The organism is Microbacterium cucumeris (genome assembly GCF_058349845.2).
In genome coordinates, this window is the sequence record NZ_JBYRIZ020000002.1 from 389963 (window position 1) to 411815 (window position 21853).

Consider the following 21853-nt stretch of genomic DNA (forward strand, 5'->3'; position numbering starts at 1 on the left):
GGCTCCTCATCATGACCGACGCTTCGATCTCCGCCGCCTACGACTCCCGCGCGACGGACTATGTCGACGTCGCCGGTTCGATCGAGCAGATGGACGCCGCCGACCGTCGCCTCATCGCGGCCTGGCGGGACGCGACGCCCGGTGCGCTGCTCGACGCCGGATGCGGCCCGGGGCACTGGACGCGCTTCCTCCGGGACGGCGGCCGCGACGTCGTCGGGGTCGACCTGTCAGAGCGGTTCCTCGCGACGGCGCTGGCGCGGCATCCGGAACTGCGATTCGAGCGGGCGTCGCTCCGGGCGCTTCCCTTCCGGGATGCCTCGTTCGGCGGCATCCTCGCCTGGTACTCGCTCATCCACACTCCGCCTGCGGAGCTTCCCGCGATCGTGGCCGAGCTCGCCCGCGTGCTCGCACCCGGCGGCTCCCTCCTGATCGGGTACTTCGAGGGGACGCCGGGGGAGCCCTTTGCGCATGCCGTCACGACCGCGTACTTCTGGGACGCCGAATCGCTCGGCATCCTGCTGCGGGATGCCGGGTTCACCGTGACCGCGCATGAACGCCGCGAGCGCGTCGCCGGCGAACCGAGCACACGACCGCACGGCTCCGTCATCGCGGTTCGCCATGGCATCGGAGAGATCGCGTAGGTCGGAGCGGAAGCAGCGGCCCGTCCGACGGGGGACTCCTCCTGCGCAGGCAACGGCGCCGGCCTGGGTGTGACGGCCGGCCGCCCGGCGTAACGCGCGCGGATTCGCACCTAGAATTGTGCGCATGCCCGCAGGCGATTCCTTCTACATCACCACGCCCATCTACTACCCGTCCGACGTGCCGCACATCGGCCACGGGTACACGTCGGTCGCGGTCGACACGCTCGCGCGCTGGCACCGCCAGGCGGGCGATGACACCTGGATGCTGACCGGTACGGACGAGCACGGTCAGAAGATGCTGCGGGCCGCGGCGGCCAACAACGTCACGCCCCAGGAGTGGGTGGACAAGCTCGTCACCGAGAGCTGGTTCCCGCTGCTGAAGACGCTGGACGTCGCCAACGACGACTTCATCCGCACCACGCAGGAGCGGCACGAGACCAACGTCCAGGTGTTCTTCCAGCGGCTGTACGACGCGGGCTACATCTACGCGGGCGAGTACGAGGCGCTGTACTGCGTGGGCTGCGAGGAGTTCAAGCCGGAGTCCGAGATCGTCGACGGCACCGGCCCGTTCGAAGGCCTGAAGGTCTGCGCGATCCACTCCAAGCCGCTGGAGCTGCTGCAGGAGAAGAACTACTTCTTCAAGCTCAGCGAGTTCCAGGACCGCCTGCTCGAGCTCTACAAGACCGAGCCCGACTTCGTGCGCCCGCACTCGGCGCGCAACGAGGTCGTCTCGTTCGTGAGCCAGGGGCTGAAGGACCTCTCGATCTCGCGCTCCACGTTCGACTGGGGCATTCCGCTGCCCTGGGACGAGTCGCACGTCATCTACGTGTGGGTGGACGCGCTGCTGAACTACGCCACCGCCGTCGGATACGGCTCGGACGAGGAGCAGTTCGAGCGCCGTTGGCCCGCCTACCACGTCGTGGGCAAGGACATCCTGCGCTTCCACGCCGTCATCTGGCCCGCGCTCCTGATGGCTGCAGGCCTCGACGTCCCCAAGGGCGTCTTCGCGCACGGCTGGCTGCTGGTCGGCGGCGAGAAGATGTCGAAGTCCAAGCTCACCGGCATCGCGCCGACCGAGATCACCGACGTGTTCGGCTCCGACGCGTACCGGTTCTACTTCCTGTCCGCGATCGCGTTCGGCCAGGACGGCTCGTTCAGCTGGGAGGACCTGTCCGCCCGCTACCAGGCCGAGCTCGCCAACGGGTTCGGGAACCTCGCCTCGCGCACGGTCGCGATGATCGAGCGCTACTTCGAGGGCATCGTGCCGCCTGCCGGCGAGTACACCGAGGCGGATCTGGAGATCCAGAGGATCGTCGCGGACGCCGCGACGGCAGCGGATGCCGCGATCGAGCAGTTCCGCATCGACGAGGCGATCACGCGCATCTGGACCATCGTGGATGCCCTGAACGGCTACATCACCGAGAACGAGCCGTGGGCCCTCGCCCGTGACGAGGATCAGCGCGGACGCCTCGGAACGGTGCTCTATACGTGTGCCGAGGGTCTTCGGGCCCTCTCCGTGCTGCTGTCGCCGGTCATGCCGCAGGCCACCGAGAAACTGTGGATCGCGCTGGGCGCCGCCGAGAGCATCGGCCGCCTGCACGAGCAGCCGATCCGCGAGGCCGGCGCCTGGGGCATTCTGAAGCCGGGGACGAACGTGAACGGCCTCGCTCCGCTGTTCCCGCGGGTGGAGTCGCAGGCCTGACGTCGAGCGACGGGCACACCCTTCACCTTCATCCGCTCGTTGAGCGACGAGCGAAGCGAGGAGTCGAAACGCATGACCGATCCCGAGACCTACGTCCGCGAACGCTCGACGAGCGGGCGCAAGGACCTGCGGTACCCGGAGGCGCCGACCCCGCTGGAGGTGCCCGTGTACGACAACCACGCGCACCTCGAGATCCTGGACGGCGATGAGCCCCTGACCCTCGTCGAGCAGCTCGATCGTGCCGCGGCCGTCGGTATCGCCGGCGTCGTCCAGGCCTCGGGAGACATCGAGTCCTCCCGCTGGGCCGTGGCGGCGGCCGAGCAGGATCCGCGCGTGCTGGCCGCGGTCGCGATCCATCCCAACGACGCCCCGGTGTACGCCGGACAGGGGCGGCTCGACGAGGCGATCGCCGTCATCGACGAACTCGCCGCGCATCCCCGCACCCGCGCGATCGGCGAGACAGGGCTGGACTTCTTCCGCACCGAAGAGTCGGGCCGCCCCGCTCAGTTCGAGAGCTTCGAAGCGCACATCGCCCTGGCGAAGAAGCACGGCCTCGCGATGCAGATCCACGACAGGGATGCCCACGACGCGGTGCTCGAGACGCTGACCCGCGTCGGCGCTCCCGAGAGGACCGTGTTCCACTGCTTCTCCGGCGACGACGCCATGGCGCGCATCGCGGCGGAAGCCGGCTACCACCTGTCCTTCGCGGGCAACGTGACGTTCAAGAACGCGCAGAACCTGCGCGACGCGCTGAAAGTCACCCCTATCGAGCGGATCCTCGTCGAGACCGACGCGCCGTTCCTGACCCCCGTGCCGCTGCGCGGGCGGCCCAACGCCCCCTACCTCGTGCCGATCACGGTGCGGTTCATGGCCGCCGAGCTCGGCCTCGACGTCGACGAGCTGTCCGCGCAGCTCGCGGCCAACACCCTGGCCGTCTACGGCCCGTTCGAGGACTGATTCAGGCCACCGGGTCCGGCTCGGGGTCGCTCACCGGTTTCGCGCTGACGATGTGCGAGATCGGCTTCCAGACCAGCAGCAGCGTCAGGGCGGCCCCGACGAAGGCGAACCACCAGGGCGCTGTGAGTCCCCAGAACTGGGCGATCACGCCGCCGATGGCCTGCCCCAACACCATGCCTCCGAAGACGCCGACCATGTTGACCGAGGCGATCCGGCCCTGCAGGGCGGTCGGAACCAGCCGCTGGCGCACGGTCGTCGAGATCGTGCCCCACACGAACGCGTAGGCGCCGAACACGAACATGATGACCAGGGCGACCCAGCCCGAGGTCGTCAGGGCGAACGCGAGGTGCATGAGCACCTCCATCGAGAGCACGACGCGCATGAGCGTGGCGAACGAGACGTGCCGCTCCAGCCATCCGAAGCTCATCGTCGCGAGCAGCCCGCCCGCTGCCGACGCCGTCGTCAGGGCGCCGTACCCCACGGCGCCCATGTTCAGGTGCTCGGTGGCGTACAGCACGAGCACTCCCCACGGCGCCGCCCACGTGACGTTGAAGACGAGGATGATGAGCACGAGCGTGCGCACCGGGGGATTGCGCCACAGCCACCGCAGCCCCTGCGCGATGTCGGTGTGCACGGGCGCATGCTCTTCGCGCGGCGGCACGGGAGTCCGCGCCATCCGTGAGATCAGCACGACGGCGAGCGACACGCACAGCACCTCGATCAGGAACGGCCAGGCGCTCCCCGCCGCGAAGAGGAAGGCGCCGAGCGGCGGACCGGCGAACTGGTTCGCCACGAGGTAGCCGGCCTGTAGACGTGCGTTGCCGATGCCCAGGTCCGCGGGCTTCACGATCATGGGCAGGAGGGTGCTGCCCGCGGTGTCCACGAACACCTCGGCCGTGCCGTACAGGAACGCCACGGCGAGCACGATCCAGATGTTCGCGGTGCCGGTGACCAGGAACACGCACAGCGCCGCGAGCACCACGGCCCGGGCCGCATTCGCGAACATCACGAGACGTCTGCGGTCGAAGCGGTCGGCGATGGCGCCGGCATGCAGGCCGAACACGAGCCACGGGAGGAACTGCAGCACGGCTCCGGCGGCGACCAGGATCGGGGAGGAGGTCATGGAGGCGATCAGCAGCGGAGCGGCCGCCAGAGCGACCCCGTCGCCCACGTTGCTCGTCCAGGACGACGCCAGCAGCCAGCGGAAATCCCTGCCCATCCGGCGGGGAGCGATCAGGTCACCGAGCGAGGGCATCCGTTCAGAGTAGCGGGTAGGGAAGAATGGGGGAATGACCGTCACTCTGCTCGGCGCGGCCGAGATCCGCAGGCTCGCCGCAGACCTCGACGTCACCCCCACCAAGAAGCTCGGTCAGAACTTCGTCGTCGACGCCAACACGGTCCGCAAGATCGTCCAGGCCGGCGCTGTGCAGCCGGGGGAGAGCGTCGTCGAGGTCGGCCCGGGCCTCGGATCCCTGACGCTCGCGATCCTCGAGGCCGGCGCGCGCGTCACGGCGGTCGAGATCGACCACCGCCTGGCTGCTCGGCTGCCGCAGACCGCCGCGGACCACGGCGTTCCGGAGGGCCTCCTCACCGTGGTGGACTCCGACGCCCTGCGCGTGACGGAGCTTCCGGGCGACCCGACGGTGCTCGTCGCCAACCTGCCGTACAACGTGTCGGTGCCGGTGCTGCTGCATTTCATGGAGACCTTCCCGAACCTGCGCCGCGGCGTCGTCATGGTGCAGGCGGAGGTCGGCGAGCGACTCGCAGCCCCGCCGGGGAGCAAGGCGTACGGCGCTCCGAGCGCGAAGGCGGCCTGGTACGGGCCGTGGCGACTCGCGGGGACCATCTCGCGGCAGGTGTTCTGGCCCGTGCCGAACGTCGACAGCGTGCTGGTCGCGTTCGAGCGCTCCGCCGAGGTCCGCGGAGGGGAGGACCTGCGCCGTGCGACGTTCGACGTCGTCGACGCCGCGTTCCAGCAACGTCGCAAGATGCTGCGGCAGGCGCTCGCCGGAGTGCTCGGGGGATCATCGGCCTCGGCATCCGCGGTGCTCGAACGCGCGGGCGTCGCCCCGACGGCGCGCGGGGAGCAGCTGACCATCGACGACTTCGTGCGGATCGCCGAGGCCCGGGCGGCTAGCCTGGAGTCGTGACCGAGAACCCCCGCTTCCGTCCCGACGTCCCCGAGCTGCACCGTCCGTACGCGGCGGATGCCGGTCGCTACGGCCGTTTCGCCTACCGTCAGGTCGGCACGTCCGGCCTGTACCTCCCGCCGATCTCGCTCGGCCTGTGGTGGAACTTCGGCGACAACATCCCTCTCGACAACCAGCGCGCCCTGCTGCGTCACGCGTTCGATCTGGGGATCACGCACTTCGACCTGGCGAACAACTACGGTCCGCCCTACGGCTCCGCGGAGAAGAACTTCGGCCGGATCCTCGCCGAAGATCTGCGTCCGTACCGCGACGAACTCATCATCTCGTCGAAGGCGGGCTGGGACATGTGGCCCGGTCCCTACGGCGACCTCGCCAGCCGCAAGTACATCCTGGCGAGCGCGGACCAGTCGCTGACCCGGATGGGCCTGGACTACGTCGACATCTTCTACTCGCACCGCGTCGATCCGGTGACTCCGATCGAGGAGACGATCGGCGCCCTCGACACCCTGGTCCGTCAGGGCAAGGCGCTGTACGTCGGCATCTCGTCCTACAGCGCGGAACGCACGGAGAAGGCCGTCGCGGTCGCGCGCGAGCTCGGCACGCCGCTGGTCATCCATCAGCCGGCGTACTCGATCCTGAACCGCTGGGTCGAGGACGGTCTCACCGACACCCTGAGGGCCGAAGGTCTCGGGGCGATCGCCTTCACCCCGCTCGCGCAGGGCCTGCTCACCGACAAGTACCTCGCCGGCGGCACCGCAGACCGCGCGCAGAAGCGCCGTTCGCTGCCGGACAAGCCGCTCAGCGAGGAGGGGCTCGCGATCCTGCGGTCGCTCGATGCGATCGCGACCGAGCGCGGACAGAGTCTTGCGCAGATGGCGCTGCAGTGGACGCTGCGCGATCCGGTGGTCGCGTCGGCGCTGATCGGAGCATCGCGCCCCGAGCAGCTCGACGAGAACGTCGCCGCGCTCGAGGGGGAGGACTTCACGGCGGATCAGCTCGCGCGCATCGATGCGCTGTCGCACGGCATCGACGTCGACCTGTGGGCGAAGTCCTCCGCACTCTGACACCCCCGCCGCGCCGAGAGAGGACCGAGACATGAGCCTGCTGCCCTTTCCGGATGCGGTGCACGTGCGCGCGCCGGGCAAGATCAACGTCTACCTCGGCGTCGGCGCCCGTCACGACGACGGCTACCACGCCCTCGCGACCGTCTTCCAGGCGGTCTCGCTCTACGAGGACGTCATCGCCCGACCGGCCGACGACTTCTCGATCGTCGTCAAGGGCGTGGCGGATCCGGTATCCGTCCCGCTCGACGACCGCAACCTCGCGATGCGGGCGGCCAAGCTGCTGGCCTCGGTGACGGGGTACGAGGGGGGAGCTGCGCTCGAACTGCGCAAGAGCGTTCCCGTCGCCGGCGGGATGGGCGGCGGGTCGGCGGATGCCGCAGCCGCCCTCCTCGCCTGCGACACGCTGTGGGGGACGGGGCTCGCGCCGTCCCGGCTGAGCGCTCTCGCCGCCCGGCTCGGCGCGGACGTCCCGTTCGCGCTGCACGGCGGCACGGCCGTCGGCACCGGGCGCGGGGATCAGCTCAACCCCGCCCTCGCCCGCGGCCGGTTCGACTGGGTGCTGGTGATGAGCGATGAGGGGATGTCCACGCCCCTCATCTACCAGCGTCTCGACGAACACCGGGCGCGGGGCGAGGCGCTCGCCGATGACCCCCCGATGTCGCTGGAGGTGCCCATCCCGGTCCTGCAGGCGCTGCGCGCCGGAGACCCGCACTCGCTGGCCGCGAGCATGCACAACGACCTCGAGGTCGCGTCCCTGGAGGAGAGGCCGTCGCTCGAGGAGGTCATCCGCGAAGGTCTGCACGCCGGAGCGCTCAGCGGAATCGTCTCCGGATCCGGGCCCACCATCGCCTTCCTGTGCGACACCCCGGAATCGGCGCGTTATGTGCAGGAGGAGCTCGAGGCGCAGGGGCGCGACGCCCTGCACGTGCACGGCCCGGTGTCGGGAGCGCGCATCCTGTCCGCCTGACGTTCACCGGGTCTTCTCGAACCTGTGATCGGGAGCCCGTCGCCGCTTCGTAACGTCGTCCTGACAGAACATCACGAGACGTCAGGAGTGATCATGGGACTGTTCAGCCGCAGGACGCAGCAGGAGCGTCAGCAGGACGCCATGCAGATGGCCGACGACATCGCCCAGGGGCGCGGCCTCATGGGGAAGATGACCCAGGCCTTCATGGGGCGCGACTTCACCGAAGCCATACAGGGCGCCACGACCTCGTTGCACCAGGCCGAGTACGTCGCGCAACTGCGCGCCACCGGCGTGCCCACCCGGGAGGCCACCGTCCTCGGGATGCAGGACACCGGGCAGACCATCAACGACAACCCGAACATCGTCCTGACCCTCGACGTGGAGGGGCAGCAGGTCGCGGTCGCGACGCTGGTGTCCCGCCTGGAGATCCCGAGGGTGGGTGAGAAGGTGCTCGTGCTGCGGGAGCCGCAGAACGGACACCTGCTGTATGCCGGGCTCGCGCCGCGCACCTGACGTCGCGGAGCGAACCCAGGGGCCGGAGTGCGGGGGAGCACTCCGGCCCCGTTTCTGTGCGCCATCGACCGCTCCGGACGCCGGCGGGATGCGTCTGCTGTGCCATCCCGACATAATGGAAAGATCGATGTGACCGTGCACACGCGAAGGAGGCGATGCCATGGCGTCCTCCGGCGAGCGTGCACGGGTCCCCAGCATCCGCGATGTCGCGCGGCTGGCCGGCGTCTCGCATCAGACCGTCTCGCGCGTCCTCAACGATCACCCGAGCATCCGCCCGGAGACGAAGAAGAGGGTCCAGGACGCGATCGCGGTGCTGGACTACCGGCCGAATCTCGCGGCCAGGGCGCTCGTCACGAGCACGACGCGCACGCTGGGCATCCTGTCGGCCACGATCGGCGAGTTCGGTCCGACCTCCTCGATCGCCGGGATCGAGGATGCTGCGCGGGCCGAGGGGTACTCCGTCAACACGGTGAACCTGCCGGCGACCTCGCCTGAGGCGATCGGCGACGCGATCCGCCAGCTCGGGCGGGAGCAGGTCAGCGGCATCGTCGCGCTGGCCCCGCAGGTGCGCGTGTTCAACGTGCTGCGCGGCATGGCCGTGGGTGTGCCGCTGGTGAGCCTGCAGACCGCATCGGGGTCCGACGGGTTCACCCATTCGGCCGACCAGGTGGCCGGCGCGCGTTCGATCACCGAGCATCTCATCGGGCTCGGCCACTCCGACATCCTGCACTTGGCGGGGCCCCAGGACTGGATCGAGGCCGAGTCCCGTATGCGCGGCTACCTGGACGCCCTGCGCGAGGCGGACCTCCCGACCTTCCCGCCCATCCGCGGCGACTGGACGGCGGACTTCGGATACTTCGCCGGCACCGAGCTCGCCCGTCGGCGGGACTTCACCGCCGTGTTCGCGGCGAACGACCTCATGGCGATCGGACTCATGCACGGCTTCCGGGATGCCGGGCTGGACGTGCCGCGGGACGTCAGCGTCGTGGGCTTCGACGACATCCCGGTCGCCGCGCACGTGTGGCCGCCGCTGACCACGGTTCATCAGGACTTCCCCGAGCTGGGGCGCAGGGCCGTGGCCATCCTCCTCGCGGAGATCCGCGGAGAGCGGGCGCCGGAGTTCGGTCCCGCGGATCCGCTCCTGCGCGTGCGCTCGTCGAGCGCGCCGCGGTAGGCGTTCCGCCGGTCTCGCCGAAATCACCGGCCCACTTGACAGCGGGTCGACGGAAGCGCAATATTGACTCTCATGTGAACGGTCACATCGGGAGTGGCCGTCAAGTTTCGAGGAAGATCCGTGAGCAGCACAGCAACGTTGCCTGTCGTGTCGGGGCCGATCCTGGAGATGCGCGGCATCACCAAGGAGTTCCCCGGCGTCAAGGCGCTGTCCGATGTCTCGATCACCGTCCGAGCCGGCGAGATCCACGCGATCTGCGGCGAGAACGGGGCGGGCAAGTCCACCCTGATGAAGGTCCTCTCCGGCGTGTACCCCTACGGGTCGTACGACGGCGACATCCTCCTCTACGGCCAGGAGCAGCGCTTCAAGGACATCGCCGCCAGCGAGCAGGCCGGCATCGCGATCATCCATCAGGAGCTGGCTCTCATCCCGGAACTGTCGATCACTGAGAACATCTTCCTCGGCAACGAGATCGCCCGCGGCGGTCGCATCGACTGGCAGGCGGCGAAGACCCGAGCCACCGAACTGCTCGCGCGGGTGGGGCTCGAAGAGGACCCCGATCTCGCCATCAAGCACCTCGGCGTCGGCAAGCAGCAGCTCGTCGAGATCGCCAAGGCGCTCAACAAGGACGTCAAGCTCCTCATCCTGGACGAGCCCACCGCGGCCCTCAACGAGAACGACTCGCAGCACCTGCTCGGGCTCATCCTCGGCCTCAAGGCCAAGGGCATCGCGTCGATCATGATCAGCCACAAGCTCAACGAGATCGAGCAGATCGCCGACGAGATCACGATCATCCGCGACGGGCGCACCGTCGAGACGCTCGACATCACGCAGGGCGAGATCAACGAGGACCGCATCATCCGCGGCATGGTGGGCCGGTCGCTCGAGAGCCGGTACCCGGATCGCACGCCGGAGATCGGCGAGGTGATGTTCGAGGTGAAGGACTGGTGGGTCCAGCATCCGACCGTCTCCGAGCGCATGGTCGTGAAGGGCTCCAGCCTGAACGTCCGTCGCGGAGAGGTGGTCGGGATCGCCGGGCTCATGGGGGCGGGGCGCACCGAGTTCGCCATGAGCATCTTCGGGCGCTCCTACGGCACGTACCTAGGCGGCCGCCTGTTCAAGGACGGGGCGGAGATCGAACTCCCCGACGTCGCCGCGGCGATCCGCCACGGCCTGGCGTACGTCAGCGAGGACCGCAAGGTGCTCGGACTCAACCTCCTCGACACGATCAAGCGCTCGATCGTCTCGGCGAAGCTGTCGAAGATCGCCAAGCGCGGTGTCGTCGACGACCGCCAGGAGTACGCGGTCGCCGAGCAGTACCGCAAGGCGCTGCGGATCAAGACGCCGAACGTCGAAGAGGGCGTCGCGAAGCTCTCCGGCGGCAACCAGCAGAAGGTCGTCCTGGCGAAGTGGATGTTCACCGATCCCGACCTGCTCATCCTCGACGAGCCCACCCGCGGCATCGACGTCGGAGCCAAGTACGAGATCTACTCGATCATCAACGAGCTCGCGGCGGCGGGCAAGGGCGTCATCGTCATCTCCAGCGAACTGCCCGAGCTGATGGGCATCTCCGACCGCATCTACACCATCTTCGAGGGACGCGTCACGGACTGCATCCCCAGCGAACAGGCGACCCCGGAGGCGCTCATGCGCAGCATGACCTCCACGAACCAGAAGGCGAACGCATGACGACGACCACCCCGGCACCGAAGCAGGGCTTCCACTTCGGCGACATCAGGAAGATGTTCGGCGGCAACACGTCATCTCTCCGCCAGTTCGGCATCCTCGGCAGCCTGATCGTGATCGTCCTGCTCTTCGAGGTGCTGACGCTGCTGCACAACGGCCCCGGCGGGGCGACGCTGACGCCGGGCAACCTGATCAACGTCGTCAACCAGTACTCCTTCATCCTGATCCTCGCCATCGGCATGGTGATGGTGATCATCATGGGTCACATCGACCTGTCCGTCGGGTCGGTCGCGGCCTTCGTCGGCATCATCGTGGCGAAGTCGATGGCGGAGTGGAATCTGCCCTGGCCTCTGGCGATCCTCCTCGGACTGGGTGTGGGTGCGCTCGTGGGCGCGTGGCAGGGATTCTGGGTCGCATACGTCGGCGTCCCGGCGTTCATCGTGACGCTGGCCGGCATGCTGTTCTTCCGCGGCGCTCAGCAGTTCATCGGCGACGCGCAGACCATTCCCGTCCCGAAGGGATTCCAGGTCATCGGGACCGGGTATCTGCCCGAGCTCGCGATCCCGCTGAACTTCAACGTGCTCACGATGCTCCTGGCCCTCGTCGCGGTCGCCTGGCTCATCTTCTGGGAGATCCGCACCCGACGCGTCCAGCGCCGGATGGGATCGGAGATGGCGCCGGCGTGGGTGAGCGTCACCAAGGTCGTGCTGCTGTCGATCGTCGTCCTCGCTGCGGGATGGATGTTCGCCACGGGGCGTCCGGGGACCAGCTTCCCCGTCCCCGGCCTCATCCTGCTGGCGCTCGTGATCATCTACTCGTTCCTCACGCGCAACACGATCTTCGGCCGCCACATCTACGCCGTCGGCGGCAACCGGCAGGCCGCGCGCCTCTCGGGAGTGAAGGACCGCTGGGTCGACTTCTTCGTCATGATGAACATGTCGATGCTCGCGGCCCTGGCCGGCATGATCTTCGTCGCCCGCTCCCAGGCCTCGGGTCCGAACGACGGCACCGGCTGGGAGCTGGACGCGATCGCCAGCGTCTTCATCGGCGGCGCGGCCGTCGCCGGCGGCATCGGCACAGTCATCGGCTCGATCATCGGTGGCCTCGTGATGGCGTTCCTCAACAACGGCCTGGCGCTGCTCGGTCAGGGCGCCGACGTCGTGGCGATGATCAAGGGCCTCGTGCTGCTGTTCGCTGTCGGCATCGACGTGTGGAACAAGCAGCAGGGGCGGCCGTCGCTCATCGGACTGCTGACCCGCCGGCGCCACCAGAAGGACGCCCCGAACCTCACCGACTATCCGACCTCCGCCGCGGGCACCGCGAGCGGGAAGAAGGAGACTCCGTCGTCCTGACGGCAGTGTCCGCACCATCAGAGAAAGAGATCGCATGAAGAGAATGGCAGTGACGGCGACAGCGTTGGTCGCCGCAGCAGCGCTCGCCCTCACCGGCTGCTCCTCCCAGCGAGGCGGCGGGTCCGAGGAGGGCTCGGGCTCCGGCGAGAACGCCGGATTCGAGGCCGGCTCCACGATCGGCGTCGCCCTGCCGGACAAGACCAGTGAGAACTGGGTCCTGGCAGGACAGCTGTTCGAGGACGGACTCGCCGAGGCCGGCTTCAAGGCGGACGTTCAGTACGCCCCGGCCAGCAACACCGTCGCCGAGCAGCAGAACCAGATCCAGGCGATGGTGACGAACGGCGCCAAGGTCATCATCATCGGCGCCAAGGACGGCAAGCAGCTGGCCACGCAGGTGCAGGCGGCCAAGGACGCCGGCGCCTACGTGATCGCCTACGACCGTCTCATCGAGAACACCGAGGCCGTCGACTACTACGTCGCCTTCGACAACTTCAAGGTCGGAGAGCTGCAGGGCAACGCGCTGCTGCAGGGTCTCGAGGAGCGCGCCGGTCACGAGGCGCCGTACAACATCGAGCTGTTCTCCGGATCTCCGGACGACGCCAACTCGAAGGTCTTCTTCGACGGCGCGATGAGCGTGCTGCAGCCGAAGATCGACGACGGCACGCTGAACGTCGTGTCGGGTCAGACCGAGATCGCCCAGACGGCGACGGAGGGCTGGCTGGCCGAGAACGCGCAGAACCGGATGGACACGATCCTCACCGGCTCGTACAGCGGCGACACGGTGCTCGACGGCGTGCTGTCCCCGAACGACACGCTCGCGCGCGCCATCATAACCTCGGTCCAGCAGGCCGGGAAGCCCGTGCCGGTCGTGACCGGTCAGGACTCCGAGGTGGAGTCGGTGAAGTCGATCATGGAGGGCATCCAGTACTCCACGATCAACAAGGACACCACGCTGCTCGTGGAGCAGGCCATCAAGATGGTCGGCCAGCTCCAGGCGGGCGAGGAGGTCGACGTCAACGACACCGAGTCGTACGACAACGGCGTCAAGGTCGTCCCGTCCTACCTGCTGGAGCCGCTGATCGTCACGAAGGAGAACGCGGCCGAGGCGTACGCCAACGTCCCGAGCCTCCTCGAGATCGTCGAGTCCTACCAGTAAGTCACGACGTGCAGTGCAGAGCCGCCCGGGTCCCGACCCGGGCGGCTCTCGCGTTCTCCCGCGACTACCCTGGAGGGGACATGGCACATCTTCTCGGGGCCGAGGGCCTCCACCTGGAATACCCGACCAAGGTCGTCTTCGACTCCGTCACCCTCGGCATCGAGGAGGGGGATCGCATCGGCATCGTCGGCCGCAACGGCGACGGCAAGTCGTCGCTTCTGGCCATGCTCGCCGGCCGGAAGGAGCCGGATGCCGGGCGGGTCACGATGCGCGCCGGAACCCGGGTCGGAGTCCTCGATCAGGCGGACACGCTCGACGACGGTCACACGATCGGGTATGCGGTCGTCGGCGACACCCCCGAGCACGAGTGGGCGGGTGATCCGCGGGTCCGCGACGTGATCCACGGGCTGCTCAGCGACCTCGACTGGGACGCGCCCGTCGACGCCCTCAGCGGAGGCCAGCGCCGCCGCGTCGCGCTCGCCGCGCTGCTGACCCGGGACTGGGACATCATCGCCCTGGACGAGCCGACCAACCACCTCGACGTCGAGGCGATCACCTGGCTCGCCGCGCACCTGAAGAAGCGCTGGGCGGCCAACGCCGGCGCCTTTCTCGTCGTCACTCACGACCGCTGGTTCCTCGACGAGGTCTGCACCGAGACCTGGGAGGTGCACGACCGGATCGTGGAGCCGTTCGAGGGCGGCTACGCCGCCTACATCCTCCAGCGCGTCGAGCGCGACCGGATGGCGGCGGCCACCGAGGCCAAGCGTCAGAACCTGGCCCGCAAGGAGCTCGCCTGGCTGCGTCGCGGCGCACCCGCGCGTACGAGCAAGCCGAAGTTCCGCATCGACGCGGCCAACCAGCTGATCGAGGACGTCCCCGAGATCCGCGACTCCGTGTCGCTGGCGTCCCTCGCCGTCTCCCGTCTCGGCAAGGACGTCGTCGACCTCCTGGATGCCGGAGTCACCTACCCCGCGACCGACGCGTCTCCGGCGCGCGAGGTGCTGCGAGATGTCGAATGGCGCATCGCGCCGGGGGAGCGCACCGGCATCCTGGGCGTGAACGGGGCCGGCAAGTCGACGCTCCTCGGTCTCATCGCAGGCACCGTCGAGCCGACCGCCGGGCGGGTCAAGCGCGGCAAGACCGTCCAGGTCCGCACCCTCACGCAGCGCATCGACGAGCTCGCGCCGCACTGGAACGATCCGGTGCGCGTCGTGATCTCGGGACTGCGGACCTCCTACACGTTCGGCAGCGGTTCCAAGGCGACCGAGCTGACTCCCGGGCAGCTGCTGGAGCGGCTCGGATTCTCGTCCGCCCAGCTGTCGACGCCGGTGAAGGACCTGTCGGGCGGCCAGCAGCGCCGGCTCCAGCTGCTGCTGGTCCTGCTCGACCAGCCGAACGTGCTGATCCTCGACGAGCCCACGAACGACATGGACACCGACATGCTCGCCGCGATCGAGGATCTGCTGGACTCGTGGCCGGGGACGCTTCTCGTGGTGAGCCACGACCGGTACTTCCTGGAGCGGGTCACGGATCAGCAGTACGCGATCCTGGACGGGCGCCTGCGCCACCTCCCCGGCGGAGTCGACGAGTACCTTCGGCTGCGCGCGGCGCAGGAGAAGACGGATGCCGCGGCCCCGGCGACCGCGGCGCCTCACCCGGCCAGCCCGTCGCTGGACGGCGCCGCGCGCCGCGCCGCCGAGAAGGAGCTCGCGGCTCTGGAGCGCCGGATGCAGAAGCTCAACGAACAGATCGACCGCGCGAAGCATGCGCTGGTCGAGCACGATCAGTCCGACTACGCCGGGCTCGGCGAGAAGATGAAGGCGATCCAGGCGCAGCAGGACGAGGTCGAGGCGCTCGAGCTGCGCTGGTTCGAGCTGACCGAGCAGATCGGATGACGCGACGAGGGCGGCCCGGCGGGAGGAACCGGGCCGCCCTCGCACGTCGGGTTCAGGATGCGCCGGCCGTGGCGTCCTCCAGCTTCCCCATGACCTGATTGATGGTGAAGGACGCCGACTTCTGGCGCGCCGGGAACTCGGCGAGACTGCTGAGCATCTTCGCGACGTACGCCTGCGCCGGGACGAAGAGGAAGATGTGCTCGAGCACCCAGTCCCAATAGGTGTTCGACGTGATGTCGGCGCGTTCGTACGGGTCCGTGCGCAGGTTGAACAGCTTCGGAAAGCGCAGCTCCGTGTACGGCTCCTGCCACACCTGAAGCGTTCCGGTCGCGCGCTGCTCGAGGAACACGAGCTTCCAGTTCTCGAATCGCAGCGCTGTGAGATCGCCGTCGTCGGAGACGTAGAAGAAATGCCTGCGCGGGCTGTGCTCGGTCTCTCCGGTGATGTAGTCCAGCTGGTTGTGACCGTCCAGGTGGACCCGGTAGCTCGTGCCGTGCAGCTCGGTCCCGGCCTTCAGACGCTCGGCGATGTCGGCGTCGCCGACGGCGGCGAGCAGCGTCACGAACCAGTCGTTGTGGCTCACGATGCCGTTCAGGGTCGTCCCGGCCGGGATGCGTCCGGGCCAGCGGACCATCGCCGGCACCCGGTATGCGCCCTCCCAGTTGGAGTTCTTCTCGTTGCGGAACGGCGTCATCCCGGCATCCGGCCAACTGTTCATGTGCGGGCCGTTGTCGGTGGAGTACATGACGATCGTGTTCTCGGCGAGACCGAGCTCGTCCAGCAGATCCAGAAGGCTGCCGACGACGTCGTCGTGGTCGAGCATCGTGTCGTGGTAGTTCGACTGCCAGCGACCGGCGCGACCCTTGCTCTCCTCCTTCGTGTGCGTGCGGAAGTGCATGTGCGTGGAGTTGAACCACACGAAGAACGGAGTGTCGGAATCCGCCTGGGTGCGGATGAAGTCGGCGGCGGCGTCGCGGAACTCCTCGTCCACGGTCTCCATGCGCTTCTTGGTCAGCGGGCCGGTGTCCTCGATGCGCTGGGTGCCGTCCTCGTTCGCCCAGGAATGGATGACCCCGCGCGGACGGAACCTCTCGCTGAAGCCGGGGAACTCGTCATCCGTCAGGTAGTCGGGGTGCTCCGGCTCCTCTTCGGCGTTGAGGTGGTAGAGGTTCCCGAAGAACTCGTCGAAGCCGTGCGCGGTGGGCAGGTGCTCGTCGCGGTCGCCGAGATGGTTCTTCCCGAACTGGCCGGTGGCGTAGCCGTGGTGCTTGAGCGCATCGGCGATGGTGGGGTCCTCCGGCTGGAGACCGAGCTTCGCGCCGGGCATCCCGACCTTGGTCAGGCCGGTGCGATAGGGGTTCTGGCCCGTGATGAAGGCGGCGCGACCGGCCGTGCAGCTCTGCTCGCCGTAGTAGTCGGTGAACCTCACGCCCTCGTCGGCGATGCGGTCGATGTTCGGCGTGCGGTAGCCCATCAGGCCGTCCGAGTACGTGCTGAGATTCGAGATTCCGATGTCATCGCCCCAGATGATGAGGATGTTCGGCTTGTCGGCCATGAGGAGTCCCTTCCGATGCGCGCACACGGGCGCGGGGTCGCTGTTCGGCGCCAGTGCACCACGAAGCCGTCCCGGTCGTGTCGTGTCTCATCTGCGCGGGGTGAGTGCAGGCCGGAAGCGATCGTGATGCGCTCGTGACACGGTGACGTTCTGTGACACCCGATTCCGCGATCCGTTGGCCGGGTGCCTAACGTGGTCGAGTCCCACCAGGAGGAATCATGTCCCGACGCACCACGTCTGTCATCGCCGCCCTCGCGGCTGTCCCGCTCTTCGTCGCGCTCGCCGGTTGCGCCACCGCCGACACCTCGGCCGGAGACGGCGGCAGCGGCTCCGAGACCGTCCGGATCGGCGTCGTGAACGACGGCGACGCGCAGTGGGCGCCGTTCGTCGAGGCCGCCGCCGACGAGGGCATCACCGTCGAGCTGGTCAACTTCGGCTCCTACGAGCAGCCCAACCCGGCTCTGACCGAGGGGGAGCTGGATCTCAACCAGTTCCAGCACATCATCTACCTCGCCCAGTACAACGAGGCGTCCGGTGAGGACCTCACCCCGCTCGGGTCGACCGCGATCTACCCGCTGGGGCTGTACTCCACGAAGTACGACGACGTCGAGAGCATCCCCGAGGGCGAAACGGTCGCCGTCCCGGACGACGCGTCCAACCAGGCGCGCGCGCTGCTCGTGCTGCAGTCGGCCGGGCTCGTCGAGCTCAAGAGCGGCGGGACCACGCTGTCCGACCTGGCCGACGTCGACGAGGCGAAGTCCAAGGTGAAGGTCACCGCGCTCGAGGCGGCGCTCATCCCGACCTCCCTTCCCGATGTCGCGGCCGCCATCATCAACAACGACTTCGTCGAGGACGCCGGACTCAGCTTCGAGGACGCCATCGCGCAGGACGACCCGGAGGACCCGAACGCCCTGCCGTACGTGAACATCTTCGCGTCGCGCGCCGAGGACGCCGACAACGAGACCTACCTGAAGCTCGTCGAGATCTTCCAGACCGACGAGGCCGTCCAGGCCGGGCTCCAGGAGTCCTCGGGCGACACCGCCGTGCCGCTCCAGATCCCGGCGGCGGATCTGGTCGACTCGCTCACCACGGTCCAGGAGGACATCGCCGCATCCGAGTAGGCGTCTGATGCGAGAGAATCGGGCGGTGCCTTCTGCGCACCGCCCGATTCGTCGTTCCTCCCGGCCGCCGTCCCACAGAACCGGAGTTCCCATGCCGATCGTGTCCCTCACGAACGTCACCAAGGCGTACCCCTCGCCGTCCGGCGGTGACGCGCAGGTCCTCGCCGTCGACGACGTCACGCTCGAGATCGAGAAGGGCGACGTCTTCGGCATCATCGGCTACTCCGGCGCAGGCAAGTCGACGCTGGTCCGCCTGATCAACGCCCTGGAGCCCGCCACGAGCGGATCGATCGTGGTGGACGGCGAGGACATCACCGCGCTGCCGGAGCGCGAGCTGCGTCGCGTCCGCGGCGGCATCGGCATGATCTTCCAGCAGTTCAACCTGTTCGCCGCCAAGAGCGTGCGCGCGAACATCGCCTTCCCGCTCAAGCTCGCCGGCTGGTCCAAGGCCGACATCGATGCGCGGGTCGCGGAGCTGCTCAGCTTCGTCGGCCTCAGCGACAAGGCGCGGTCGTTCCCCGAACAGCTCTCCGGAGGGCAGAAGCAGCGCGTCGGCATCGCCCGCGCGCTCGCCACGCGTCCCGCGATCCTGCTCGCCGACGAGGCGACCAGTGCACTGGACCCCGAGACGACGCACGAGGTGCTGGCGCTGCTCAAGCGGGTCAACGAGGAGCAGGGCGTCACGATCGTGGTGATCACGCACGAGATGGACGTGATCCAGACGATCGCGACCAAGGTCGCCGTGATGGACTCCGGTCGGGTCATCGAGCGCGGCGACGTGTTCGACGTCTTCTCGGCACCGCAGCATCCGGCATCCCAGCGCTTCGTCGGAACCGTCATCAAGGGCGTCCCGTCGCCCAGCGAGCTGTCCGTGCTGCGCGAGCGCCACATCGGCGAGCTGGTGACGTTCTCGTTCCGCGACGGCGATTCGTCACAGGCAGGGGTCTTCGTCGACCTCGCCGAGGCGGGGCTGGAGTTCGAGCTCGTCTACGGCGGCATCAACGACATCCGCGGGCGCGCGTTCGGACATCTGACCCTGGCGATCCGGGGCGCGGACGCTGCGATCGACCAGGCGCTGTCGAAGATCGGGCAACAGGTCGAAGTGACCCGCATCGACCGGGGGGAGGTGCGCTGATGGACCGCCTCATCGAGCTGCAGGACGAGTTCTGGAAGTCCGCCGTCGAGACGCTCTACATGGTGACCTATGCGCTGGTCCTCGGCGGCGTCCTCGGACTCGTCCTCGGCGTCGCCCTGTACGCGACGCGACGGGGCGGTGTGCTGCCCAACCGGGCGGTCTACGCGGTCGTGAACCTGCTCATCAACTTCTTCCGCCCCATCCCGTTCGTCATCTTCCTCGCGGTGATGCAGCCCCTCACGAGGTTCGTCGTCGGCACGGGCATCGGGATCACCGCCGGCGCCTTCGCGATCGGCATCGCCGCCTCGTTCGCGATCGGGCGCATCGTCGAGCAGCATCTGGTGACGGTGTCTCCCGGGACCATCGAGGCCGCGCGCTCGATGGGAGCGGGCCCCTGGCGGATCCTGCTCACCGTGGCGATCCCCGAGGCGCTGGGCCCGCTGATCCTCGGCTTCACGTTCATCGTCGTCGCGCTCATCGACATGAGCGCGATGGCCGGGATGATCGGCGGAGGCGGCCTCGGCGCGTTCGCCCAGACCTATGGCTTCCGCCAGTTCGAGCCCGTGGTGATGTGGGCGGCGATCGTCCTCATCGTCGTGTTCGTGCATCTGGTGCAGGTGCTCGGCACGTGGCTCGCCCGCAAGGTGATGCGCCGGTAGGGAACCGGCCCGCCGCGTCAGGGCGCGAAGGCGAGCCGTCTCCGCGTGGTGAACTCCCGCGGCTCGCCGCTCAGCGGATCCACGAATCGCAGCCGCCTCGCGAGCAGCTGCAGCGGCCGCTCGAAATCGTCCGGTCGCTCCGGCAGGAGAACGGGGTAGAACCCGTCGTTCAGGATGCCGAGTCCGAGCGCCGCCAGGTGCACGCGCAATTGGTGCATCTTGCCGCTGTGCGGCCGCAGCAGCGTGTGCACGACGTCCTCGTCGGCGGCGATCAGCTCGATCCGCGTCTCGGAGTTGGGGATGCGCTCGGCGTCCACCCGGACGCAGACGTGCCCGCGGTCCTTGACGATGTGGTTGCGATAGACCAGCGGGAAGGCCGGCAGTACGCCGTCCCTCGGCCGCGCCGAGACCGCCTCATAGACCTTCTCGACCTCGCGGTTCTCGAACATCAGCTGGTAGGCGCCGCGGGTCTGCGCCCGCGCCGAGAACATCACGAGCCCCGCCGTGGCGCGATCGAGGCGATGGATCGGCGTGAGCTCGTCGTTGCCGAGCAGCCGCCTCAGCCGGACGAGCGCCGAGTTCTGCAGGTACTTCCCGCCCGGAGTCGTGGGCAGGAAGTGCGGCTTGTCGATCACGACGAGGTCCGGATCCTGGTGCAGCACCTCGATCTCGAACGGGATCTCCGTCTCCACGGGGGGCTCGCGGTAGTACCAGACGAACTCCTCGGCCCCCAGGGGTGTCTCCCGGGTCAGCGGGCTGCCGTCCCGCGCGACGATCTCGCCGCGGTCGAAGCGCACGAGCAGCCGCTCGGGATCGAGGTGGAAGAAGCGCTCCACCATGTACGCCGAGATCGTCGGCCAGGCGCCGCTCAGGGGCACGTGCAGGCGCGTGGCGCCGACGCCGTCGCGCACCGGCAGGGGAGAGGGCATGCCCATCGGGATGCTCCCGTCAGGACTCGAAGGTCAGGCTCAGCTTGCGCAGCAGGGCCGCCAGCCGGTCGCGGTCGCCACGGGAGAGTCCCTGCAGCAGATCGGCCTCGACGTCGACAAGGCGGGTGATCGCGGCATCCACGCGGATGCGACCGTCATCCGTCAGGGTGACGAGGATGCTGCGCCCGTCGCCTGGGTCGGCTTCGCGCCGCACGAGCCGCCGCGCGACCAGGCGATCGATGCGGTTGGTCATGGTCCCGCTGGAGACCAGGGTCTGCTGCAGCAGCTGCTTCGGGCTGAGCTGGAACGGTGCGCCTGCGCGGCGCAGCGCCGAGAGCACATCCCACTCCCACGGCTCCAGCTCGCTGCGGCGGAACACCTCGCGCCGCGCGCGGTCCAGCAGGCGCGTCAGGCGGTCCATGCGCGAGAGCACCTCGAGGGGCGCGAAGTCGAGATCGGGGCGCTGCGCGTTCCACGCCTCGACGATCCGATCGACCTCGTCCGCCTGGCTCATCCGTCCATTATCGCGCGTCGGGGCGCGCGGACCGGACGAGCGACAGCGTCATGAAGGTGCTGAGCGGGTCGGGCAGATAGCTCCCGAACGGTTCGCACTCGGTGAAGCCGAATCGGGTGTACATCATCCGAGCGGGCGCGAAGAAGTCGTCGGCTCCCGTCTCCAGCGACAGTCTGCGGATGCCGCGGCATCGGGCGTCGTCGATGAGGAACGCGAGCATGGCCCGGCCGTGGCCCTGTCCGCGCAGACGCGGGTCGGTGCGCATCGACTTGAGCTCCTCGTGTCCGTCCGCGACGACCGCGAGCGCACCGGTCGCGACCGGCCGACCGTCCTCGGACGCCGCGAACAGCCGCACGCCGGGCTTGAGCAGGCCTTCCAGCGGCAGGGCGTGCTGGCTCTCCGGGGGAGCGGTACCCGCCATCTCCGCGTGATGGGCGGCGATGAACCGGGCGAGCGCGGGGGTCGCCGCCGTGATCCGGTCGATGACGATGTCCATCGCCTCAGCATCGCAGCTCCGTGTTTCCTCCGGATGACGAGACGTCCATCCCCTGCGCACCGGCCGTGCAGGGCAGACGTGGCAGACTTGACGGGCGGCCCGACGACGGCCGCGGTCCGCCGTGGTGTAATGGCAGCACGACAGCCTTTGGAGCTGTGAGGTCCAGGTTCGAGTCCTGGCGGCGGAG

At 68.7% G+C, this 21853-nt stretch carries 20 protein-coding genes and 1 tRNA gene; 16 read left to right on the forward strand and 5 right to left on the reverse strand.

The annotated features are described in order from the left end of the window. Nucleotides 1–11: 11 nt before the first annotated feature. From AC3RXZ_RS08425 to AC3RXZ_RS08435, 3 genes are all read left to right on the forward strand, one after another. Nucleotides 12–641, forward strand: coding sequence for a class I SAM-dependent methyltransferase (locus tag AC3RXZ_RS08425; protein ID WP_491493727.1), 630 nt, complete (start codon nucleotides 12–14; stop codon nucleotides 639–641). 124 nt (nucleotides 642–765) lie between these two features. Continuing rightward, nucleotides 766–2343: a methionine--tRNA ligase gene (gene metG, locus AC3RXZ_RS08430; RefSeq protein WP_491493728.1), complete on the forward strand. Its 1578-nt coding sequence runs from the start codon at nucleotides 766–768 to the stop codon at nucleotides 2341–2343. 72 nt (nucleotides 2344–2415) lie between these two features. After that, a complete protein-coding gene (locus AC3RXZ_RS08435) occupies nucleotides 2416–3300 on the forward strand; it encodes a TatD family hydrolase (RefSeq protein ID WP_491493729.1) in 885 nt (294 codons plus the stop codon). A 1-nt stretch (nucleotide 3301) separates the two neighbouring features. On the opposite strand, the gene AC3RXZ_RS08440 is transcribed toward AC3RXZ_RS08435, so the two are convergent. Continuing rightward, nucleotides 3302–4555, reverse strand: a complete 1254-nt coding sequence (locus AC3RXZ_RS08440) for an MFS transporter (protein ID WP_243233330.1) — start codon at nucleotides 4553–4555, stop codon at nucleotides 3302–3304. A 34-nt stretch (nucleotides 4556–4589) separates the two neighbouring features. Between AC3RXZ_RS08440 and rsmA the strand changes: the two genes are divergently transcribed. From rsmA to AC3RXZ_RS08485, 9 genes are all read left to right on the forward strand, one after another. Continuing rightward, complete coding sequence (rsmA, locus tag AC3RXZ_RS08445) at nucleotides 4590–5450, forward strand: 16S rRNA (adenine(1518)-N(6)/adenine(1519)-N(6))-dimethyltransferase RsmA (protein WP_491493730.1); 861 nt, start codon at nucleotides 4590–4592, stop codon at nucleotides 5448–5450. Next, nucleotides 5447–6514, forward strand: coding sequence for an L-glyceraldehyde 3-phosphate reductase (gene mgrA, locus AC3RXZ_RS08450; protein WP_491493731.1), 1068 nt, complete (start codon nucleotides 5447–5449; stop codon nucleotides 6512–6514). Before rsmA ends, mgrA begins: the two co-directional genes overlap by 4 nt. Before the next feature lie 31 nt (nucleotides 6515–6545). Then, the gene (locus AC3RXZ_RS08455) at nucleotides 6546–7481 is read left to right on the forward strand and encodes a 4-(cytidine 5'-diphospho)-2-C-methyl-D-erythritol kinase (RefSeq protein ID WP_491493732.1); all 936 of its coding nucleotides are present in this window, start codon (nucleotides 6546–6548) and stop codon (nucleotides 7479–7481) included. Between the two features lie 93 nt (nucleotides 7482–7574). Beyond that, nucleotides 7575–7994, forward strand: a complete 420-nt coding sequence (locus AC3RXZ_RS08460) for a hypothetical protein (RefSeq protein ID WP_491493733.1) — start codon at nucleotides 7575–7577, stop codon at nucleotides 7992–7994. Nucleotides 7995–8154: 160 nt separating this feature from the next. Continuing rightward, nucleotides 8155–9168, forward strand: coding sequence for a LacI family DNA-binding transcriptional regulator (locus tag AC3RXZ_RS08465; RefSeq protein ID WP_491493734.1), 1014 nt, complete (start codon nucleotides 8155–8157; stop codon nucleotides 9166–9168). A 168-nt stretch (nucleotides 9169–9336) separates the two neighbouring features. After that, a complete protein-coding gene (mmsA, locus tag AC3RXZ_RS08470) occupies nucleotides 9337–10857 on the forward strand; it encodes a multiple monosaccharide ABC transporter ATP-binding protein (RefSeq protein ID WP_491493817.1) in 1521 nt (506 codons plus the stop codon). Then, nucleotides 10854–12206: a multiple monosaccharide ABC transporter permease gene (mmsB, locus tag AC3RXZ_RS08475; protein WP_491493735.1), complete on the forward strand. Its 1353-nt coding sequence runs from the start codon at nucleotides 10854–10856 to the stop codon at nucleotides 12204–12206. Before mmsA ends, mmsB begins: the two co-directional genes overlap by 4 nt. 34 nt (nucleotides 12207–12240) lie before the next feature. Further along, nucleotides 12241–13362: a substrate-binding domain-containing protein gene (locus AC3RXZ_RS08480; RefSeq protein ID WP_243233342.1), complete on the forward strand. Its 1122-nt coding sequence runs from the start codon at nucleotides 12241–12243 to the stop codon at nucleotides 13360–13362. A gap of 80 nt (nucleotides 13363–13442) precedes the next feature. Continuing rightward, nucleotides 13443–15257 carry an ABC-F family ATP-binding cassette domain-containing protein gene (locus tag AC3RXZ_RS08485; RefSeq protein ID WP_491493736.1) on the forward strand — a complete coding sequence of 605 codons (1815 nt, stop codon included), beginning with the start codon at nucleotides 13443–13445 and terminating at the stop codon, nucleotides 15255–15257. A gap of 52 nt (nucleotides 15258–15309) precedes the next feature. Here the strand turns inward: AC3RXZ_RS08485 and AC3RXZ_RS08490 are convergent, their stop codons facing one another. After that, entirely contained in the window at nucleotides 15310–16812 is a 1503-nt protein-coding gene (locus tag AC3RXZ_RS08490) for an arylsulfatase (RefSeq protein ID WP_491493737.1), read from the reverse strand. A gap of 218 nt (nucleotides 16813–17030) precedes the next feature. On the opposite strand from AC3RXZ_RS08490, the gene AC3RXZ_RS08495 reads away from it, so the two are divergent. The 3 genes from AC3RXZ_RS08495 (at nucleotide 17031) to AC3RXZ_RS08505 (ending at nucleotide 19727) form a co-directional block, all read left to right on the forward strand. Then, nucleotides 17031–17933, forward strand: coding sequence for a MetQ/NlpA family ABC transporter substrate-binding protein (locus tag AC3RXZ_RS08495; RefSeq protein WP_491493738.1), 903 nt, complete (start codon nucleotides 17031–17033; stop codon nucleotides 17931–17933). 91 nt (nucleotides 17934–18024) lie between these two features. Further along, complete coding sequence (locus AC3RXZ_RS08500; protein ID WP_243232329.1) at nucleotides 18025–19068, forward strand: methionine ABC transporter ATP-binding protein; 1044 nt, start codon at nucleotides 18025–18027, stop codon at nucleotides 19066–19068. Further along, nucleotides 19068–19727, forward strand: a complete 660-nt coding sequence (locus AC3RXZ_RS08505) for a methionine ABC transporter permease (RefSeq protein ID WP_243232338.1) — start codon at nucleotides 19068–19070, stop codon at nucleotides 19725–19727. The genes AC3RXZ_RS08500 and AC3RXZ_RS08505 overlap by 1 nt, the downstream gene beginning before the upstream one ends. Nucleotides 19728–19744: 17 nt before the next feature. On the opposite strand, the gene AC3RXZ_RS08510 is transcribed toward AC3RXZ_RS08505, so the two are convergent. Genes AC3RXZ_RS08510 through AC3RXZ_RS08520 form a run of 3 tightly spaced genes read right to left on the reverse strand, consistent with a single transcriptional unit; the run spans nucleotide 19745 to nucleotide 21666 of the window. Then, a complete protein-coding gene (locus tag AC3RXZ_RS08510) occupies nucleotides 19745–20656 on the reverse strand; it encodes a pseudouridine synthase (protein ID WP_491493739.1) in 912 nt (303 codons plus the stop codon). Between the two features lie 19 nt (nucleotides 20657–20675). After that, the gene (locus AC3RXZ_RS08515; protein ID WP_243232342.1) at nucleotides 20676–21170 is read right to left on the reverse strand and encodes a MarR family winged helix-turn-helix transcriptional regulator; all 495 of its coding nucleotides are present in this window, start codon (nucleotides 21168–21170) and stop codon (nucleotides 20676–20678) included. Between the two features lie 7 nt (nucleotides 21171–21177). Further along, nucleotides 21178–21666 (reverse strand): GNAT family N-acetyltransferase, encoded by a 489-nt coding sequence (locus tag AC3RXZ_RS08520; protein WP_491493740.1) that lies wholly within the window; start codon nucleotides 21664–21666, stop codon nucleotides 21178–21180. Nucleotides 21667–21781: 115 nt separating this feature from the next. Here AC3RXZ_RS08520 and AC3RXZ_RS08525 point away from each other — a divergent pair. Next, a tRNA-Gln gene (locus tag AC3RXZ_RS08525) sits at nucleotides 21782–21853 on the forward strand.

Excerpts from the sequence above, each read along its gene's own strand:
- AC3RXZ_RS08425 (WP_491493727.1), top strand. The coding sequence starts at position 12 with ATGACCGACGCTTCGATCTCCGCCGCCTACGACTCCCGCGCGACGGAC.
- metG (WP_491493728.1), top strand. The coding sequence starts at position 766 with ATGCCCGCAGGCGATTCCTTCTACATCACCACGCCCATCTACTACCCG.
- AC3RXZ_RS08435 (WP_491493729.1), top strand. The coding sequence starts at position 2,416 with ATGACCGATCCCGAGACCTACGTCCGCGAACGCTCGACGAGCGGGCGC.
- AC3RXZ_RS08440 (WP_243233330.1), bottom strand. The coding sequence starts at position 4,555 with ATGCCCTCGCTCGGTGACCTGATCGCTCCCCGCCGGATGGGCAGGGAT.
- rsmA (WP_491493730.1), top strand. The coding sequence starts at position 4,590 with ATGACCGTCACTCTGCTCGGCGCGGCCGAGATCCGCAGGCTCGCCGCA.
- AC3RXZ_RS08455 (WP_491493732.1), top strand. The coding sequence starts at position 6,546 with ATGAGCCTGCTGCCCTTTCCGGATGCGGTGCACGTGCGCGCGCCGGGC.
- AC3RXZ_RS08460 (WP_491493733.1), top strand. The coding sequence starts at position 7,575 with ATGGGACTGTTCAGCCGCAGGACGCAGCAGGAGCGTCAGCAGGACGCC.
- AC3RXZ_RS08465 (WP_491493734.1), top strand. The coding sequence starts at position 8,155 with ATGGCGTCCTCCGGCGAGCGTGCACGGGTCCCCAGCATCCGCGATGTC.
- mmsA (WP_491493817.1), top strand. The coding sequence starts at position 9,337 with ATGCGCGGCATCACCAAGGAGTTCCCCGGCGTCAAGGCGCTGTCCGAT.
- mmsB (WP_491493735.1), top strand. The coding sequence starts at position 10,854 with ATGACGACGACCACCCCGGCACCGAAGCAGGGCTTCCACTTCGGCGAC.
- AC3RXZ_RS08480 (WP_243233342.1), top strand. The coding sequence starts at position 12,241 with ATGAAGAGAATGGCAGTGACGGCGACAGCGTTGGTCGCCGCAGCAGCG.
- AC3RXZ_RS08485 (WP_491493736.1), top strand. The coding sequence starts at position 13,443 with ATGGCACATCTTCTCGGGGCCGAGGGCCTCCACCTGGAATACCCGACC.
- AC3RXZ_RS08490 (WP_491493737.1), bottom strand. The coding sequence starts at position 16,812 with ATGGCCGACAAGCCGAACATCCTCATCATCTGGGGCGATGACATCGGA.
- AC3RXZ_RS08495 (WP_491493738.1), top strand. The coding sequence starts at position 17,031 with ATGTCCCGACGCACCACGTCTGTCATCGCCGCCCTCGCGGCTGTCCCG.
- AC3RXZ_RS08500 (WP_243232329.1), top strand. The coding sequence starts at position 18,025 with ATGCCGATCGTGTCCCTCACGAACGTCACCAAGGCGTACCCCTCGCCG.
- AC3RXZ_RS08505 (WP_243232338.1), top strand. The coding sequence starts at position 19,068 with ATGGACCGCCTCATCGAGCTGCAGGACGAGTTCTGGAAGTCCGCCGTC.
- AC3RXZ_RS08510 (WP_491493739.1), bottom strand. The coding sequence starts at position 20,656 with ATGCCCTCTCCCCTGCCGGTGCGCGACGGCGTCGGCGCCACGCGCCTG.
- AC3RXZ_RS08515 (WP_243232342.1), bottom strand. The coding sequence starts at position 21,170 with ATGAGCCAGGCGGACGAGGTCGATCGGATCGTCGAGGCGTGGAACGCG.
- AC3RXZ_RS08520 (WP_491493740.1), bottom strand. The coding sequence starts at position 21,666 with ATGGACATCGTCATCGACCGGATCACGGCGGCGACCCCCGCGCTCGCC.